The organism is Paraburkholderia mimosarum LMG 23256 = NBRC 106338 (assembly GCF_000739815.1).
Classification (GTDB): domain Bacteria; phylum Pseudomonadota; class Gammaproteobacteria; order Burkholderiales; family Burkholderiaceae; genus Paraburkholderia; species Paraburkholderia mimosarum.
In genome coordinates this window covers 1-17219 of sequence record NZ_BBJJ01000100.1, presented here as the reverse complement: position 1 = coordinate 17219, position 17219 = coordinate 1, and the positions used below count along the sequence as shown (strand labels likewise).

Below are 17219 nucleotides of genomic sequence, written 5' to 3'. Positions count from 1 at the left end.
TTCGCGGATCACCAGCCGCTGTATCGCCAGTCGGAGATCGCGGCACGCGATGGCGTCACGCTGGATCGCGCCAGCATGGGTCGCTGGATCGGGCAGATTGCCGAACTCTGCGGGCCGCTTGTTGAAGCGATCCAGCGCTACGCGCTGGACCCCGGAAAGGTGCACGTCGACGACACACCGGTCGCTGTACTCGCGCCAGGCAACGGAAAGACGGCGACCGGACGCTTCTGGGTCTACGTGCGCGACGATCGCCGCTCGGGTTCGACTGACCCGGCGGCGGTATGGTTCGACTTCTCCTCGGATCGCAAAGGGGTCCACCCTCAAACCCGGCTCGCCGCATTCCACGGCATCCTGCAGGCCGATGCTTACGCCGGGTTCGATAAGCTGTACGCGAGCGGCGATATCCATGAAGCGGTGTGCTGGGATCATTGCAGGAGAAAGTATTACGAGATCCATGTGAGCACGCCGACTCCGGATACCCAGAAACTGCTCGAGATGATCGGCGAGCTCTACAGCATCGAAGCCGACATTCGCGGCAAGCCGCCCGATGAGCGCTTGCGAGTGCGGCAGGAGAAGAGTAAGCCTTTGCTGGCCACGTTCGAATCGACGATCAGGGCCAAGCTCGCGACGCTGTCGAAGAAGTCCGCACTCACGGGCGCGATCAACTACTCGCTGAACCACTGGGCAGCGCTCACGTTCTACTGCGAGGACGGGCGTGCCGAGATCAGCAACGTCCTTGCCGAGAATGCCCTGCGCTGTGTCGCGCTCGGACGCAAAAACTATTTGTTCGTCGGCTCCGACAGCGGGGGCGAGCGAGCCGCCGCGATGTATAGCTTGATCGGGACGTGCAAGCTCAACGGGATCAACCCGCGCGCCTACCTGGAATACGTCCTGACCCATATCGCAGATCACAAGATCTCTCGCATCGATGAACTGCTTCCCTGGAACGTGGCCGACAAACTGAAGCCGGCCACTTCGCCCACACCCACCGTTTGACCGGGGAGATCCGGACGGATCGTGTCCATGATCGCCGATCATGGACACGATCTCACGTGATCTATCCGGACTTCCCCACGCACTCACATCATGCCCCACGCGCGCGCGAATCGGGGAACGGCCCAGCCGAGTCGCTTACGATTAGTTAACAACGGAACGGAACACTAGTTGGTGTGATGGCGACCTCCGCCGCATATACACGTTGCTCTAGTAGTCATGCTGGTAGTCGAACAGCACGGCCCGCATCGACGTTGAGCCCGTTTTCGTTTTCGAACCCATTCGCGACATGTATTTGGAGATTCAGCATGCCCATCGAATTGATCCACCCTATGCTGGTTCACTTTCCCATTGTCCTGGCCATGACGGCGTTTGGCTGCGATCTGGTTTGGATCGCGTCGCCGCACCGTGATCCCCTGACAATCCCCGCGTTCAAGGTGGCCAGCGTCATGCTGGTCGCTGCGGGCATTGCCGCGATTCTGACTGCGTTCTTTGGCGATACCGCATTCGATGTCGCCTTATCGCGAGGATTTTCGGATGCACAGCTCGAAACCCACCAGGAAATGGGCATCGCTACTGCTATCGTTCTTCCGGCACTTGCTGGTGTGCGCGCTTTGGTCTGGTTTCGACGGTGGGAGCAACGGCTGCCGGGCGCGTTGATCGTCGTCAGCATAAGCGCGTTGGCTGCGGTCATGGTCGCGGTGACAGCGTATTTCGGAGGTGAACTCGTCTATGGCCTGGGCGTCAATATTCATCGTGCGCTTTGAGGGCGCCGTCATCGGGGCCATGCGGGACGGGAAACATTCAAGCCGCCGCGTGCATGCAACGGCGGGTATGTCTGAAGCCTTCCTCCCTCCCAGTAACCAGCCATAGATATCAGATGGGCTTGGTCAGCCCCTCACTGATTGGCATAGGTACGCGCGGCGCGCAACTCACCTGCGAAGATCGCAGCGAATCATCCTCCAGGGGAAACGCAATAGGAAGGCAGTGGCCATGCCTGCTGGTCTCGTCTCCTCGGAGGAAGCACAGTTTCTCAGCCCGTTGGCTGATTGCGACACCGCTCGGATCCGATGAGAGCGACAACGGAAGCGCGGACTTGTACCGTTCATGACCGATACGCGATGAGCGGCATAGCCCTCTGTTGACCAGCATTGAGGGATCGGTAGGGCTGCATGGCAACGGGGGGCCCGCATCTCGGATAACTTTCACGACCGCGTTTCTCGCAAACCAAAACACATCCGTCGTGATTTCCTTCTGGAATGCGAGAAAGCCCGTTTGTCGGAATATCTCGCGGACACCAAGCGACGCGCGGATGCCAGCCGAAATCAATGCTGCTCTCCGTGATCACGCACTTTCTTCACTTGGCGCAATTGGCCGAAACCTGTCCAGCGGGTCGTATCCAGGCATGAAGTATCAGGTTATGGCCTGACTTCAGTAGGCGGTCCTGCTCCGACACCCGATCAGAGATTTGTGAAGCAATGTTATACGCGGGACTACCGCAAGACTACTTTACAAACCGAACCGCGCAACGTGTAGTCAAGCAGCTATCTTGTCGTCAAGGAGCTTCGGCTCGCGTAGAAACGTCTCTCCGTACAGGCAGATTCTCAGATATGCAAATCGAACGATCGATTAAGAAACCCTGGCTCGCCAGAGCCCTGCTTAGCAGGTGTTGGAGCTGGAAAGAATCACTGGTTGCAATCGTTCCGTTGTGCATCGTGATGCTGTTCGTGATCGCACTGCCTCGGCAATTCGTGCTGATCGTCACACTTGTCAAAGAAGGTGACTGGACCAAGCCGCTCCAGTATGGCGTGTTGTTTCTCATTCTTGCCAGTATGGCCTCCCGCAGCATTCACACGCTGCTGTGGTTCATTTACCGACCGGTTCCCGCGGCCTCGGCACCCCTCGCTCCCTCATTGACAGTAATCATCCCGGCCTTCAATGAAGGAGCCATGGTCGAAAAAGCCATCTTCTCCGTGGCCGCCGCCGAATACCCTGCGGATCGCCTTCAGATCATTGTCGTCGACGATGGAAGCACCGACGACACATGGGTGCACATTGACCGAGCAGCGGCACGACACCCTGATCTTGTACAGGCGGTTCGGTTTCCTCGCAATTGCGGCAAGCGCGCCGCTCTGGCGGAGGGCTTTCGGCGCGCTCGCGGCGAAGTCACGATCACGGTCGATTCCGACAGCATCATCGACTACGGCACCTTGTTGGCGATGGTGGGGCCATTCCGCGACCCGAAAGTCGGCGCGGTCGCCGGCAAGGTCATTCCGTTCAACCGGCATGCTGGATTGTTACCGCGGATGTTGCACGTGCAGTTCACGCTGGCCTTCGACTTTCTTCGCAGCGTGCAATCGACCTACCGCACGGTCCAGTGCTGCCCGGGGGCTTTGGCCGCCTATCGCACCGACCTCGCACGCCGCATCCTGCCGGACTGGGAAAGTCAAACGTTTCTCGGCGTGCGATGCACTTTCGGGGAGGACCGCTCCCTGACGAACTACATTCTGGCCGAGGGCTACGACACGGTTTTCCAGCGCACCACCGTGGTAAAGACCATCGTTCCCGAGACATATCAGAAGCTGTGCAAGATGTACTTGCGATGGGGGCGCAGCCAGATCCGGGAAGGTTGCCGATTCTTCCGCATCCTTTGGAAGCGCCCGGCGACCGCTCGATTGATTGCCTTCTACGACACGGTCGTTGGAACGATAGTGCGCCTGGCGGGATATGCCCTCCTGCTGCCGATATTGTCGAGTATTCACGGCACGGCTGGGCTAATTCGACTGATCATCGCCATAGCGGTCACCGCACTATTCAACACGCTTTATTTTCTCCGCTCCGAGCGTTCGTGGGAATTCGCATTCGGGATCCTCTACACATATTTCGCCCTGTTCGGGCTCACATGGATCCTGCCTTACGCTGCGTTGACCGTGCGCAAGACATCGTGGTTGACGCGATAACGTCGCGCTTCTTTCATCCTCAGCAGCGCGCTCGCCAATGCGACATTGCTTGGTAATTCAAGAATAGGAGCTTCATTTTGCGGCTTGGAAGACTCACCACGATTTCCACTATCGTCGTCGTGATCGCCGGATCCGGAATTGGCGGGTGGATCTGGTATTCGCATCACGCTGGCCAGCCGAAGTATGCGATTGCAATCGCCAGGAAAGCGGAAATTCAAGACACAGTGTCCGCCCTCGGTGTGCTGGAGCCAAGTCAGTACGTGGATGTCGGCTCGCAGGTCGAGGGACAACTGACGAAGCTCACGGTGGGGCTGGGCGACACAGTCAAGCAGGGTCAACTCGTGGCTCAGGTCGATCCTGTCGCGTACGCCGCGAAGGTTGGCGAGGACAAGGCGGAGATCGCTGACCTGAAGGCGCAATCTCAGATGTGGATCGCCAAGCGCGATCTCGCCCAATGGACCTACACTCACAACCAGCAGTTGGTCGAAAAAGGGGCGGCGACCGCGCAAGCCTTGGAGCAAAGCCAGTCGGATCTCAAGTCCGCACAGGCGACGTTGACCTCGATCAGCGCTCAAATCGAAAAGACCGAACAGACTTTGGTTTCCGATCAGGCCGATCTGAACCACACGGCAATCACTGCACCCATCTCGGGCCTGGTGATCTCGCCAACGAGTTCGGTGTATGGAACCACCTGGACGAAACAGGATATCGCCCACCAAGGGCAAATCCTGAACAACAAGTCGAACGCGCCGATTCTGCTTCGTCTCGCGAACCTCGACAACATGATTATTCGTGCGCAGGTGTCCGAGGCGGATGTCGCGAAGCTGCACACTGGAATGCCCACCTACTTCACGACACTTGGCCGGCCCAACCGCCGCGTCTCGGGAAAGCTCGACACGATCGAGCCTACGCCGGAGCTCATCAACGGCGCGATCTTTTATGACGCGCTATTTCAGGTGGCGAATCCGGACCACAAGCTGCTGCCGCAGATGACCGCGCAAGTTTTCTTCGTAGTCGGGCAAGCGAGCGACGCCGTCACCGTGCCCATCACGGCCTTGGCTTCCTCGCAGCGTCAAAGCGGCGTCGTGCTGGCCGGCTGTCCCTCGACCGCTGCAAACACGCAGACCGCACACGCGCATCAGCATGCGCGGAACGAACAGGGTCCAGTGGCAACGACTACTCTCGATTGCGTGTTCGTCCTCGACAACGGCAAGCCACTGGCACGGGAGGTGACGGTTGGGATCAAGAATGAGGTGGACGCACAAATCACATCCGGATTGGATGCAGGCACGCAAGTGATCGTCGGCGTACCGGCCGCTCAGCATGAGCCAAACCGGGGCAACGGTCAGGGAAGGAAGCAATGAGGCCGATTATTGAACTGGTCGATGTGACGAAGCGCTACGTTCAGGGCGACCTCGGCGTGGAGATCCTGCACGGGATCTCGATCACCGTTCACGAGGGAGAATTCATCGCAATTATGGGGGCATCTGGCTCCGGCAAGACGACCCTGATGAACATCATCGGGTGTATGGATCGGCCAACGGGTGGAAGCTACAAGATCATGGGGCACGACGTATCAGGCCTTGATGGCGATTCGCTCGCGCAGTTGCGGCGCGAAACATTTGGCTTCATTTTCCAGCGCTACAACCTCTTGGGCAACGCGACCGCACAAGAAAACGTCGAAATGCCGGCGGTCTACGCGGGAATGTCGCTGCATGAACGACGCGAGCGGGCCAAGACTCTGTTGACCCGACTCGGTCTGGGCGAGCGCCTGGCTTACTTGCCCGCGCGGCTTTCGGGCGGGCAGCAACAGCGCGTCTCGGTTGCGCGCGCCCTTATGAACGGTGGCCGGGTCATCCTTGCCGACGAGCCCACGGGCGCACTCGACAGCCAAAGCGGGCGGGACGTCATGGATCTGTTGCGCATGCTCCATGAGGAAGGCCATACGATCATTCTCATCACGCACGACCCAGGCGTAGCCAAAGAGGCCGAGCGACTCGTGAAGATCAGCGACGGCACGATCCTCGAGGACTCCGAACCGGTCTCGAGGCAGGACCACGTGGCGCATCCGAAAGCGACCATAGTGACTGACCATACGGCCCGAACCGCGCTGGCGATGGATATCGCCGCGTCAGTGAAAACCGCGATACGTGCGCTTCGTGCGAGTCCGATACGTACGTTCCTCACTCTTCTTGGCGTCATGATAGGCGTGGGCTCCGTCGTCGCCATGCTCGCCTTCGGGAACGGCGCGCGCGAACAGGTGCTCGAACAGATACAGGCGCTCGGCACGAACTTGCTGCTCGTCAAACCGGGAGCACCTGGGGTGCGTGGTGCGGGTGCGTTGATCACCACGTTGGTACCCGCGGATGCCGAAGCTATTGGCCGGCTTCCCGGCGTCAACTATTCGGTTCCGCAGACTGTAGACGCTGCGACCGTGCGCTACGGGAACGTCACGTATACGACGACGTTAGATGCGACCACCCCGAACTTCATTCTCGCGAACAATTGGCCGCTCGCCGACGGCGCGTTCTTCGATGATGCGGATGTACAAAGTTACGCACCGGTCGTCGTGCTTGGTGCCACGGTCGCCAGGGCGCTTTCACCGGGCGGAGCCAATCTGATCGGCCAATATGTGCTCGTGAACAACACCCCCTTGAGAGTGATCGGGGTGCTGTCGCCGAAAGGCGCGGACCAAACCGGCAATGACCGAGACGACGTCCTGGTTGTACCGCTCACAACCGGGCAAGCACGCGTGGTGGGACACAACTATCTGAAATGGATCACGGTAGCGGTGAACGATACCGCGCAGCTCAATGCCACGACAACGGCCATCACGGCATTACTGCACAAGAGACATGGAACGATTGACTTTCAGGTGCAGAGCATGACCGCGCTTCTCGAGAATCAGGCCCAAACGCAGAGCACGCTGACGCTCATGCTGGGTGCGGTGGCCATTATTTCTTTACTGGTTGGCGGTATTGGCGTCATGAACATCATGCTTGTCAGCGTGGCCGAAAGGACGCGCGAAATCGGCGTTCGCATGGCGACGGGCGCCCGTGTGTTCCATATCCTGCTGCAGTTCCTGACCGAGGCTCTGGTGGTATGCGCGGTGGGAGGGCTGGTAGGCGTCGCCGGCGGACTGCTTGTCGCGGTTGCCGGTGCGCTATCGGGGGCAGCCGTGGTCTTCAGCCTGCCACCGGTACTACTGGCATTCGCGAGTGCCCTTGTCACCGGTCTCTTGTTCGGCTACCTGCCGGCGAAACGTGCTGCCCGGCTGGATCCGGTAGTCGCCCTGGCGCAGGAGTAGGATCATGCTGCGACTGACAACTGTTCTTTGCGCGATAACGGCCGCCGCATATCTCGGGGGCTGCGCGGTCGGCCCCACTTATCAGCGTCCGATCGTCAATGTGCCGAACCACTGGGTGGCACAGGCCGCCGATGGTCGCTGGCCTGCCGACGATTGGTGGATCGCCTTCAACGATCCAACCCTCGACCATCTCGTTGCCGAGGGACTGTCCACCAATCACGATCTCAAGGCCGCGATCGAGCGTGTCCACGAGGCGCAGTCGCTGGCGAAGGTCGCTGGCGCCCCCCTCTTTCCTACCGTGTCCGCCGAAGCCGGCGGCGGAAGAGAACGCGCCTTCAAGAAGAACCCCAACAAACCCCAGCGATATGACGACACCTACACCCAGCTCGGCCTGACAGCGAGCTACGAGCTCGACCTGTTCGGACAGAATCGGGATCAGCTCAAGGCCGCGAATGCAAAAGTGGAGAGCAGCGAATTCGACCGCGATGCCGTGAGAGTGGGCCTCGCCTCCGCTGTGGCCAGCACCTATCTGCAGCTGTGCAGCGCGAACGAACGGTTGGCGATCGCGCGCGACTCTCTGGCTTCCGCGCGCGACACGCTAGACCTGGTACGCGCCCAGCTTCATGGCGGCACGGCGACCGCGCTTCAGGTAGCCCAGCAACAAAGTGAAGCCGAAAGTCTTGCCGCGTCGATTCCTCCAATCGAAACGGAGCGTAGCAGAACATGGGATGCACTCGCGAGGCTAGTCGGTACGACGCCGGAGGCACTCGACGTGACACCTTCGAGCCTGATGCAGATGTCAGCCCCGGTCCCGCCGACCGGCCTGCCCTCAGCTTTACTGGAGCGACGCCCGGACGTTCAGAAAGCTGAAGCGGACTTGAGAGCCGCCAATGCAGACGTGGGCGCCGCCACTGCGGCGCTGTTCCCGAAAGTAAATCTGTCGGCCGTGGGCGGGTACGGGACGGTTCTCGGTTTGGAGAGTCTCTTTCTGCCCGCAAGCCAGTTCTACGGCCTGGCCGTCGGACTGAGCGCCCCGCTATTTGATGGGGGCAAGCTTCGCGGCGAGCTGAACTACTCGCAGGCACGCTATCAGGAGCTGGTCGAGAACTATCAGCAAGCCGCGATCAGTGCTTTTGGCGACGTCGACGATGCGCTGGCTGCAGAACGTGACTCGCAGGCGGCACTTGAGGCGCGGCACGTTGCGACCGTCAGTGCCGCGCAGGCCAGTGAGCTGGCCACGGCCCAGTTTCAACAGGGCATGGCCGACTACCTTTCGGTGCTTAACACCCAGCGTACCGTGCTCAGTGCACGCGACGCCGAGGTGCAGGCTCGGCTTGCTCGACTGGAGGCGGCGATAGGCGTCTTCCAGGCACTTGGGGGAGGTTGGTCTTCTTCCGGCGCGCCCAAACCTGTGGCAGGCAATGATCATGGTCCGAATGCATAGGCCGCGAGGTCTCCAAAGGAAGGCCATGGGCCGCAGAACAAACGGAGCGTAGTTCATGCCAACGCCGGACGAGCATGTGCAATCTGGATTTTTGTAAATCAATCTTGCATTTCAACGTGTTTTACATTCGCCGACATATCGCTGGTTGAGGGTCCGCGGACCGTTCCTTATGCTCGGCATCACAGTGGCGCCCCGCGAGTTGCGCCAAAAAGTTCATCGGAAGGAGGTATCTCATGCGCATTCGATTCGTCACGGCCGCTTTGACCGTTTCTCTGCTTGGGGCGCTTGGCGCCGCTCCGGTCGCAATGGCGGGGACGACGTCCTTCACGCTCGTCGGCGGCGCAGAGAACGACAATGGGCAGGCCGATTGGCAGCCGGGTCCCGGCAACCACAATTTCCTCGGGAGGAGCGGCTCGATCGATGGCCAGTGGAACCCTACCCTGGTGGTCAAGAAGGGGGACAAGGTCAACATCACGCTCTTCGACAACGACCAGCGCGGTCAGCCGGAATTTCTGTCCATCCCGGAACTCGGACTCCAGACCCCGGTTCTTCACAGCGTTGGCCAGTCTGCAACCCTGTCCTTCGTCGCGGTCAAGCCTGGAACATTCGAGTACTCCGGCGCCGTATCGTTCGGCCGGCATAACCATCAGCACATGACCGGTGAAATCGTCGTCAATCCGTAGGCGTCTGGAAGCAGCGATTCTCGCCAGCATCGGCTTCTCATCTTGAAGAGCACGTGATGCATGGCGAGGTCTGTCTCGCATGCGCGCCTTGCTTCGGCGAAGACTGGCATCGGACGCCGAAAAGGGGCGAAATGATCTCGTGGGCACGTCGACTAGCTTGCGGTCGCGTTTCCTGAGTAGAATCGCGAACGCACGCACCACCGGCCACGTGTACGGGTACGCTCCTCGCCCTGGGGTGGCTGCCTATGATCGGGAAGCGAGACACCGTGGCGCACGCTCAGGGGCGTGCACAATGGATCTTCAGTAAACATCGGTGAAGCATGGATTCCGACACCCAATCCGATATGGGCCGCCCCCGCCGCAATGCCCGTGACAGCGCGCGAGCAGAGGCGTTGCACAGTCCGGTGCCATCGCACGACCGGACACAGGCGATCCGGTCGGCCGTTATTGCTACTGGCGCAGCCAGGAAACCTCGTCGGGCTCCCTCTTTCGCGGGATCAGCGCTGATCGTATTCCTGGGTATCACGCTAGCGGCCTGGCTGCTGGCCCCGGATCTGGGTATCGATTTCGATATCCCGCCGCGCAGCGACTCGACAGCGGTCGGCGCTCCCCGCACCGCATCGGATTTTGCGGGCGATTCGAGCCAGGAGCGCTATGCGCAACAGGTCGAGCACGAGGTAGAGCAGCGGATCGACAAGATCCTCACCCCGGTGTTCGGCGAAGGAAATGTGCATTCGCAAGTGAGTGCCGATATCGACTTCTCACGAAGTGAGGAGACGGACGAGACTTATCGACCCAACAGTGACCCGCTGCTCGCGTCGATCCGCAGCCAGCAATTGGCTTCGACAACGGAGTACGCCGCGCAGAATGCGTCGTCCACGGCCGGCGCTGCATCGAGTGCTACGTCGCAATCCACCGTGGCACCGAGTTTATCCGCAAGCAGCACAAGTGCCGTCATGGCGTCACCCGTGAGCGTGTCGAGCGATTCGACGACGAATTATGAATTGGACAAAACGATCAGTCACGTGACGCAGCCGATCGGTGTCATCCGGCGTTTGTCCGCCGCCGTGGTTGTCAGCGATTCGCCGACGGTCAATGCGAACGGCAAGATTGTTTACCAATCCCCTACGTCCGCTGAACTGGCAGAGGCACAACAGTTGGTTCAGGAGGCCATGGGCTATGATCCCGCGCGAGGCGACTCCGTAAGTGTCGTGGATAGCGCTTCCACGGCCGACGACACCTCAAGCCCACTAGCGCCTTGGTGGCGTCGCCCAACGTCGATCCGACTGGCCGTTAGATGTGCGTGCTCGATTGCCGTCGGGCTCGCTGCGACCTGTTTCTACATCGCGATTCGGAAGCTGATTTGGCGCCGCTCGATACGATCAACCGCGCATTCCCCTACCCTCGACACCTTTGCCAAAACACCGCCGGACGCATCCCAGGACGCCCAGTTTTCAGGCGGGCGGCCGCGTTACGGGCGATCACCCATCCCATCGTCTTCGGCAGGCAAAGACGACCGGATCGACGGGCATCGCGCACTGGCCAGATCAATCGCAAGGCGCAATCCAGAGATTACGGCAGCGGTCGTCAAAGACTGGAGCGACAGGGCTAAAGCGGGCGAATGACGAACCACAGACGTTCGGGCATACCCGCGTGAAATCCCTCTTGCATGCGCCTATGTCATGAAATCGTAAGGCGCTGGCGACGGAAGTGACAAGGAACACTTGACGGCTGCGTCCCCGAGCCCTGCTGAGCATAAACCCGGATGCCCCTGCATCTGCATCCTGGCCAACGTGGTTTACCCGACTTTCTTTATCGAACTACAATATCGTAAGCCGTTACTGAACTTCGTCTGAGGGTGCGACCGCATTCCGTCACGCGCAACACGGCGATCGTTGGTTCAAGTGAATGTGCATCGAAGATTGCGAAGTGCTGTCCTGGGCGCGCAGCCGAGAGGCTACGATCGTGCTGTCCTCCTTAGGGATCGAGAACAAGGAGCCTGACTATGCTGACACAGCGTATATTTGAGACAAAGGAATCGGGTTGGACGTTTCTGGTCCGCTTCATGGTCGGGTTGGTTGTCTTCTTCCCGGAAGGCATCCAGAAGATAGCCTTCCCTGCGATTCTCGGCGCGGGGCGATTCGCGAAAATCGGCATCCCCTGGCCGGACTTCATGGGGCCGTTTGTCGGCGTTTTTGAAATTTGCTGCGGGCTGCTAATTATATTGGGGCTGTTGACACGCCTGGCAGCCATTCCCCTTATCGTGATCATGATCGTCGCGATCGTCTCGACAAAGGTGCCGATCCTGATCGGAAGCGACTTCTGGATCTTTCATTTACCGAAGCTCTCACGCTACGGATTCTGGAGCATGCTGCACGAATCACGCCCGGACTTCGACATGCTGTTGGGCAGCGTTTACTTGCTGATTGCAGGGGGTGGACGATGGTCGCTCGATGCCCTGATAATGACGCGCAACTTGCATCGTCGCCCGACGCAAGTTGCGGCCGACATGCGTGCGTGATTTCCTTGATGCAAGGAAGCCTGCTTGCTCGGTCTGCTCCTGTCTCTGAGGCGATGATGGTGCGTGGGATACAGGTTCTTCCAGCGTCGGGGGTGCCGGCTGTATGTTGACTTCAACAGATGCAAGGACTTTCATGCGGACATGGATTGCGATTTTTCTTGCGGTCCTCGCGCTCTTGTCGCAAGGCGTACGTGCCGACCAGACAACCTCGGGCACAGAGGACGCGCAAGACGTAAAGTCCGTCCTGTTCGCGTACGAAGAAGCGTGGAGCCGGCACGACGCGAAGGCGATCGCCTCGTTCTACCTTGAACCGGCCTTGCGCGTCAGCACGACGGGGCCGACTGTCCGCCCCACACAGGCATCGCAAGAGGCGTTCTTTGCCCCATTCCTCATAAGTTTGGTGAAACAGGGGTACGCAAACAGCACCTGGGAACGGTTGGATGTCCACCTGCTCGACGCCAACACCGCCATCGCCAGCGGTGTTGTGGTGCGCTACCGTCAGGATCGCTCAGTATTCCAGCGTCAAGGCGTTACTTACGGATTGTGGCGCACGGATCAAGGCTGGAAAATATTCATGTCAGCCACCCATTCCCCCGACGCGGCCATACGCTTTCCCTGAGCGAGTTCGCGATCACATAGCACCCTCACACGATATCCAACGACGGCACTGCAGCTCCCAACCTTTTCGTAGCTCGCGTACCCAGGTGGAAAGAAGGCAGACAACGCAGCCAGTCAGGGTACAGCGATCGTCGGCTTTAGGAAGCACGAGGCTGAAGCAGCCGTAGAGTAAGTTCATTCCGCAATCGATCGCCTTACACACCGTATGTCCACCCATCCAGAACAGCCATCTCCTCAGCCTCCATCGTCGCGGGGACGGCGTTCCATTTTGATTCGATGGATTTCCGCCATCGCAGGTACGTTCGTCGCGCTCGGCGTATGCGCCGCACTCGTGGTTGCGTACGCTCTGACCGTCATGGCGCCAAACCTTCCGTCACTTGACGCGCTAACCAACTATCAGCCCAAGGTACCGCTTCGCATCTACACGGCCGACCACGTACTGATTGGTGAATTTGGCGACGAATTGCGCCGCCCTGTCCGCCTTCAGGATATCCCGGACGTGATGAAGAAAGCGGTACTCGCCATCGAGGATGCGCGCTTTTACGAGCACGGGGGCGTCGATTTCCTTGGCATATGGCGCGCAGGTCTGGCCGATCTTCGTTCAGGCGGTGCAAGCCAGGGGGCAAGCACCATCACGATGCAGGTCGCCCGCAAGTTCTACCTGTCGGATGAGAAGACCTATACGCGCAAAATCTATGAAATGCTGCTGGCTTACAAGATCGAGCGCACGCTTTCAAAAGATCAGATTCTCCAGCTGTACATGAACCAGATCTACCTCGGCGAGCATGCATACGGGTTCGCCGCTGCCGCGCGTGTCTACTTTGATAAAGATCTCAAGGACATTACTCTCGCGCAGGCAGCGATGCTCGCAGGCTTACCAAAAGCTCCGTCTGCGTACAATCCGATTGTTAATCCGAAGCGGGCAAAAATCCGGCAAGAATACATCCTGAAACGGATGCTTGCGTTGGGCTACATCACCCAGACTCAGTATGACGAGGCCATTCGCGAGGACGTCCATGCTCATCTGGTTGGAAAGCAATACAGCGTCCACGCAGAGTACGTCGCGGAAACGGTGCGCCAGATAATGTATGAGCGCTATAAAGATGATGCCTACGCGCGAGGATTTTCTGTTACGACGACCGTCGACTCCAGCGATCAGGCGGCCGCGTACGGCTCCGTGCGCAAAGGGGTGATGGACTATGACCAACGGCATGGCTATCGCGGCCCTGAAGGATTTGTCGAACTGCCCAGCGACAAGGATGATCGGGACGAAGCCATTGACGATGCGCTTGCCAATCATCCGGACAACGGCGAGATCGTGGCAGCTGTCGTCACATCGTCGAGTGCGACGCAGGTGCAAGCGCAGTTCGTCGGCGGAAAAACGGCAACAGTCACCGGCGACGGTCTCCGTTTCGCGGCCATAGCATTGAGCCCACGCGCCTCGCAAGCGCAACGCATCCACCCCGGCTCGATCGTGCGACTCGTCGCGGACGCCAAGGGTAACTGGCGGATTACCCAGTTGCCTCAGGTGGAAGGCACCCTCGTCTCGTTGTCGCCGCAGGATGGCGCAATCCGTGCGATGGTGGGCGGATTCGACTTCAACAAGAATCGATTCAACCACGCGACACAGGCATGGCGTCAACCCGGATCGAGCTTCAAACCCTTCGTCTATTCGGCTGCCCTTGAACGTGGTTTTGCACCGGGGTCCATCATCAACGATGCACCTTTGTATTTCCCGCCCGCCGCCGCGGGGGCGAAACCGTGGGAACCAAAGGACGACGATCCGCCGCAAGGTCCCATGACCATGCGTCATGCACTGGAGAATTCGATTAACCTGGCTTCGATCCGCATCCTTGGCACAATCGGTGTAGGTTACGCGCGAGAGTACGTGACGCAGCGTTTCGGGTTCGATCCAGATCGTATTCCCCCGTATCTTCCCATGGTACTTGGTGTGGGCGAAGTCACACCGTTACAGATGGCTACGGCGTATTCCGTCTTCGCAAACGGCGGCTATCGCGTCAATCCCTATCTGATTTCAGAGGTCGACGACGAACAGGGAAAGGTGCTTTGGAAGGAACAACCTCTTGTGGCAGGAAAGACCGCGCCCCAAGCCATCACCGCGCGCAACAGCTATGTCATGACCAGCCTGCTGCAGTCCGTTGCGCAACACGGAACTGGCGCGGGATCGAACGTCCTGCACCGCACTGACCTTGCGGGCAAAACCGGCACGACCAACAACGCCTTTGACGGCTGGTTTGCAGGATTTCAGCACACGCTCGTCGCAGTGGCATGGCTCGGATACGACCAGCCCCGAAGTCTTGGATCGCGGGAATTTGGCGCTCAGCTTGCGCTACCGATCTGGGTTGGATACATGCAACGTGCGCTGCAGAACGTGCCCGAATACGTTCCGCCCATGCCGGAGGACGTCGTCTCAATCAATGGCGAATTGTACTTCGACGATCTTGTCCCGGGCCACGGCTTCGTTACCGATGTGGGGTTGGGTGGGAACCCATTTGCCGCGGCGAACGGTACGGAGGCAGGCACTGCGGAGGCAGCCTCGGCACCGTCTGTTGCGCCGGTTGATAGCAGCGAACGGCAGCAGATTATCGACCTCTTCAAGCAATGATGAGCGAGCGTTCTTACAGCCGATCCACCTGGTTCACCGCTCGTTTAAACGTGGAATCTGACGCATCAGCATCGGCTATCAAGGGCATATATAAGTTGTATTGGCAACCTTGATGCGTCTCGGTTTAAATATATCGCTCCCGAACCCGGCCCTCGCCTTCCTATGCGCTACGATCCCATCGTTGAACCTTCAGCCTTGCAATCTCTCGACAGCTTTCGCCTGCTTGATGTGCGCGATCCCGCCACCTTCGATGCCGAACACGCGTTGGGCGCCGCGCGTGTACCGATCGAAATCTGGGAAACCGCCGCAAAGGCCGGGGAAACCAGCTTCGAGAATCTCGAATACTGGGAGCGAGCCATTTCCGCGCTCGGCGTGATTAATGAGGTACCGTCGATCGTGTACGACGATGGCCGGATGACAGAAGCGGCGCGAGTGTGGTTCATCCTCCAATACTTTGGTGCGAGGACATACATTCTCAATGGAGGATGGCCGGCAATCAGCGGTCACAATGCGTTGAGCGCAAGACCCCATGTACCGCAGATCGGGACCGCATTCCGGGCACAGCCTGGCGCCGGCCCGGTCGGGCTCGTTGACCGGCAGACGCTGAAGGTGGAGCTCGAGTATGACGTGAAGATCTTTGATGCCCGCACGGCCGCAGAGTTCGAGGGCGCGGATTTGCGTCGCAATACGCGTGGCGGCCATCTCCCGGGTGCCAAGCTGCTGTCGCACGCGAAACTACTGGACGGTTCCCGGTTGAAGCCTGCCGCGGAACTGCGTGCGCTGCTGGCGGGTGCAGGATTTCAGCCCGGCGATCAGGTTGTCACTCATTGTGACGGCGGTGGTCGTGCCGCCCTTGCCGCCGCCGCTACAGCAAGGGCCGGCTATCAAGGGGTTCGTGCTTACTATCTCAGTTTTGCCGACTGGGCGAAAGACGGGAGCTGTCCGATTGCACGGGATTGATGGGTGCCAGTCCGGTACGCGTGTCACGTTGCTGTTATCGGGCTTGCCTGACCAGATAAGACTCTGGTCCACGTCAACGCAATTGCCGCCACTATCCGCTTGCGAGTTATGTTGTGCGGCCGCGGGCTCGCACCTTGCGCGGCTGCGTGGGGCGCTTAAGTGTCTACGCCGGTCATTTTGGCGCTGTCCTTCCAAAGACGCTCGCAAGCCGCCAGATCGTATGATTGCGCGTTGGAGCGCGCCGGCTTGTTGGCGATCAGAAATTGGCCGGTGATGCCTGCCATTTCGGGGGCGGCAGCTACGTAGAGGGAGGTTGTGGCACCCTCCTCGGGACTGATCGCTAGAGACTTGAGCAAAGCCCACGCGATATCGTAAAAACCCCCTTTGTTCCCAATCCGACTGGCGACGAACCCCGGATGAAGGCAATTTGCAGTGACACCGGTCCCCTCCAACCGTTTCGCCAGCATGTAGGTCGTCATGATGTTCGCCTGTTTTGACCGTCCATAGGCTTTCATCGATCCCCAGCCATGCTCGAGCTGCAGATCGTCGAAATCGATTGTCGCGCGGTCGGCCGCCCGGGACGCGACGAATACAATTCGCGAAGGCACCCCTGCTTTCAGGGTGGGCAGCAGCAGGTTCGTTAGAAGGAATGGCGCCAGATGATTGACTTGGAAGATCATCTCGAATCCATCCTCAGTGACACAGCGCCGGGTAGTGATCATGCCCGCGTTGTTGATGAGGATCCCGATCCGCGGATGTCGCTTGACGATTCGCTGGCCAGCATTGCGCACCTGATCAAGCTGCGCGAAGTCGACCAATTCACTCTCGATCCGTGCCATTGGTGCACGAGCTTTGATCCATCCCTCTGCATTCCTCAGTCTCGTGCTATCGCGGCCAGTAATGACAACCGTAGCGCCTCGCCTCGCCAGCCCAAGGGCCGTATGCTGCCCGATACCACTCGATCCCCCAGTGACGACCGCAACGCATCCATCGAGATTCATGACCGGTTCACCTCGTTCATTGACTCGTCCCGTCAGCCACGGCCAATTCTTCCACACCGCCGAAGTCATCCGCAGCCACGACTATTGGTCGATCGAGGAAGCCGAA

13 protein-coding genes are annotated in these 17219 nt (G+C 59.4%); 12 read left to right on the top strand and 1 reads right to left on the bottom strand.

Annotated features, from left to right (window positions below; all coding sequences use genetic code 11):
- The 12 genes from tnpC to BMI01S_RS33020 all read left to right on the top strand — a co-directional run.
- The coding region (gene tnpC / locus BMI01S_RS33075; RefSeq protein ID WP_042292126.1) for an IS66 family transposase at positions 1-996 on the top strand (996 nt) is incomplete at its 5' end.
- Between the two features lie 305 nt (positions 997-1301).
- Positions 1302-1760, top strand: coding sequence for a DUF2231 domain-containing protein (locus BMI01S_RS33070; RefSeq protein WP_028232575.1), 459 nt, complete (start codon positions 1302-1304; stop codon positions 1758-1760).
- An 843-nt stretch (positions 1761-2603) separates the two neighbouring features.
- Complete coding sequence (locus tag BMI01S_RS33065; protein WP_051381559.1) at positions 2604-3953, top strand: glycosyltransferase family 2 protein; 1350 nt, start codon at positions 2604-2606, stop codon at positions 3951-3953.
- A gap of 77 nt (positions 3954-4030) precedes the next feature.
- On the top strand, positions 4031-5317 hold the full coding sequence (locus BMI01S_RS33060; protein WP_051381560.1) for an efflux RND transporter periplasmic adaptor subunit: 1287 nt from the start codon (positions 4031-4033) through the stop codon (positions 5315-5317).
- A complete protein-coding gene (locus tag BMI01S_RS33055; protein ID WP_028232577.1) occupies positions 5314-7260 on the top strand; it encodes a MacB family efflux pump subunit in 1947 nt (648 codons plus the stop codon). Before BMI01S_RS33060 ends, BMI01S_RS33055 begins: the two co-directional genes overlap by 4 nt.
- A gap of 4 nt (positions 7261-7264) precedes the next feature.
- Entirely contained in the window at positions 7265-8704 is a 1440-nt protein-coding gene (locus tag BMI01S_RS33050; protein ID WP_051381561.1) for an efflux transporter outer membrane subunit, read from the top strand.
- A 233-nt stretch (positions 8705-8937) separates the two neighbouring features.
- A complete protein-coding gene (locus BMI01S_RS33045) occupies positions 8938-9387 on the top strand; it encodes a cupredoxin domain-containing protein (protein ID WP_028232578.1) in 450 nt (149 codons plus the stop codon).
- A gap of 320 nt (positions 9388-9707) precedes the next feature.
- Positions 9708-11012 carry a flagellar M-ring protein FliF C-terminal domain-containing protein gene (locus tag BMI01S_RS33040; RefSeq protein ID WP_051381562.1) on the top strand — a complete coding sequence of 435 codons (1305 nt, stop codon included), beginning with the start codon at positions 9708-9710 and terminating at the stop codon, positions 11010-11012.
- Positions 11013-11392: 380 nt separating this feature from the next.
- Positions 11393-11908 carry a DoxX family protein gene (locus BMI01S_RS33035; RefSeq protein WP_042292122.1) on the top strand — a complete coding sequence of 172 codons (516 nt, stop codon included), beginning with the start codon at positions 11393-11395 and terminating at the stop codon, positions 11906-11908.
- 103 nt (positions 11909-12011) lie between these two features.
- The gene (locus BMI01S_RS33030; protein ID WP_154671434.1) at positions 12012-12527 is read left to right on the top strand and encodes a DUF6841 family protein; all 516 of its coding nucleotides are present in this window, start codon (positions 12012-12014) and stop codon (positions 12525-12527) included.
- Between the two features lie 204 nt (positions 12528-12731).
- The gene (locus BMI01S_RS33025; RefSeq protein WP_042292119.1) at positions 12732-15152 is read left to right on the top strand and encodes a penicillin-binding protein 1A; all 2421 of its coding nucleotides are present in this window, start codon (positions 12732-12734) and stop codon (positions 15150-15152) included.
- Positions 15153-15314: 162 nt separating this feature from the next.
- Entirely contained in the window at positions 15315-16112 is a 798-nt protein-coding gene (locus tag BMI01S_RS33020; RefSeq protein ID WP_028232580.1) for a sulfurtransferase, read from the top strand.
- A 155-nt stretch (positions 16113-16267) separates the two neighbouring features.
- Here BMI01S_RS33020 and BMI01S_RS33015 read toward each other — a convergent pair whose 3' ends face one another.
- Positions 16268-17113, bottom strand: a complete 846-nt coding sequence (locus BMI01S_RS33015; protein ID WP_028232581.1) for an SDR family NAD(P)-dependent oxidoreductase — start codon at positions 17111-17113, stop codon at positions 16268-16270.
- Between the last annotated feature and the right edge of the window lie 106 nt (positions 17114-17219).

Bases quoted from the DNA above. Each gene is read 5' to 3' on its own strand.
- BMI01S_RS33070 (WP_028232575.1), top strand. From the start codon at position 1,302: ATGCCCATCGAATTGATCCACCCTATGCTGGTTCACTTTCCCATTGTC.
- BMI01S_RS33065 (WP_051381559.1), top strand. From the start codon at position 2,604: ATGCAAATCGAACGATCGATTAAGAAACCCTGGCTCGCCAGAGCCCTG.
- BMI01S_RS33055 (WP_028232577.1), top strand. From the start codon at position 5,314: ATGAGGCCGATTATTGAACTGGTCGATGTGACGAAGCGCTACGTTCAG.
- BMI01S_RS33050 (WP_051381561.1), top strand. From the start codon at position 7,265: ATGCTGCGACTGACAACTGTTCTTTGCGCGATAACGGCCGCCGCATAT.
- BMI01S_RS33045 (WP_028232578.1), top strand. From the start codon at position 8,938: ATGCGCATTCGATTCGTCACGGCCGCTTTGACCGTTTCTCTGCTTGGG.
- BMI01S_RS33040 (WP_051381562.1), top strand. From the start codon at position 9,708: ATGGATTCCGACACCCAATCCGATATGGGCCGCCCCCGCCGCAATGCC.
- BMI01S_RS33035 (WP_042292122.1), top strand. From the start codon at position 11,393: ATGCTGACACAGCGTATATTTGAGACAAAGGAATCGGGTTGGACGTTT.
- BMI01S_RS33030 (WP_154671434.1), top strand. From the start codon at position 12,012: ATGTTGACTTCAACAGATGCAAGGACTTTCATGCGGACATGGATTGCG.
- BMI01S_RS33025 (WP_042292119.1), top strand. From the start codon at position 12,732: ATGTCCACCCATCCAGAACAGCCATCTCCTCAGCCTCCATCGTCGCGG.
- BMI01S_RS33020 (WP_028232580.1), top strand. From the start codon at position 15,315: ATGCGCTACGATCCCATCGTTGAACCTTCAGCCTTGCAATCTCTCGAC.
- BMI01S_RS33015 (WP_028232581.1), bottom strand. From the start codon at position 17,113: ATGAATCTCGATGGATGCGTTGCGGTCGTCACTGGGGGATCGAGTGGT.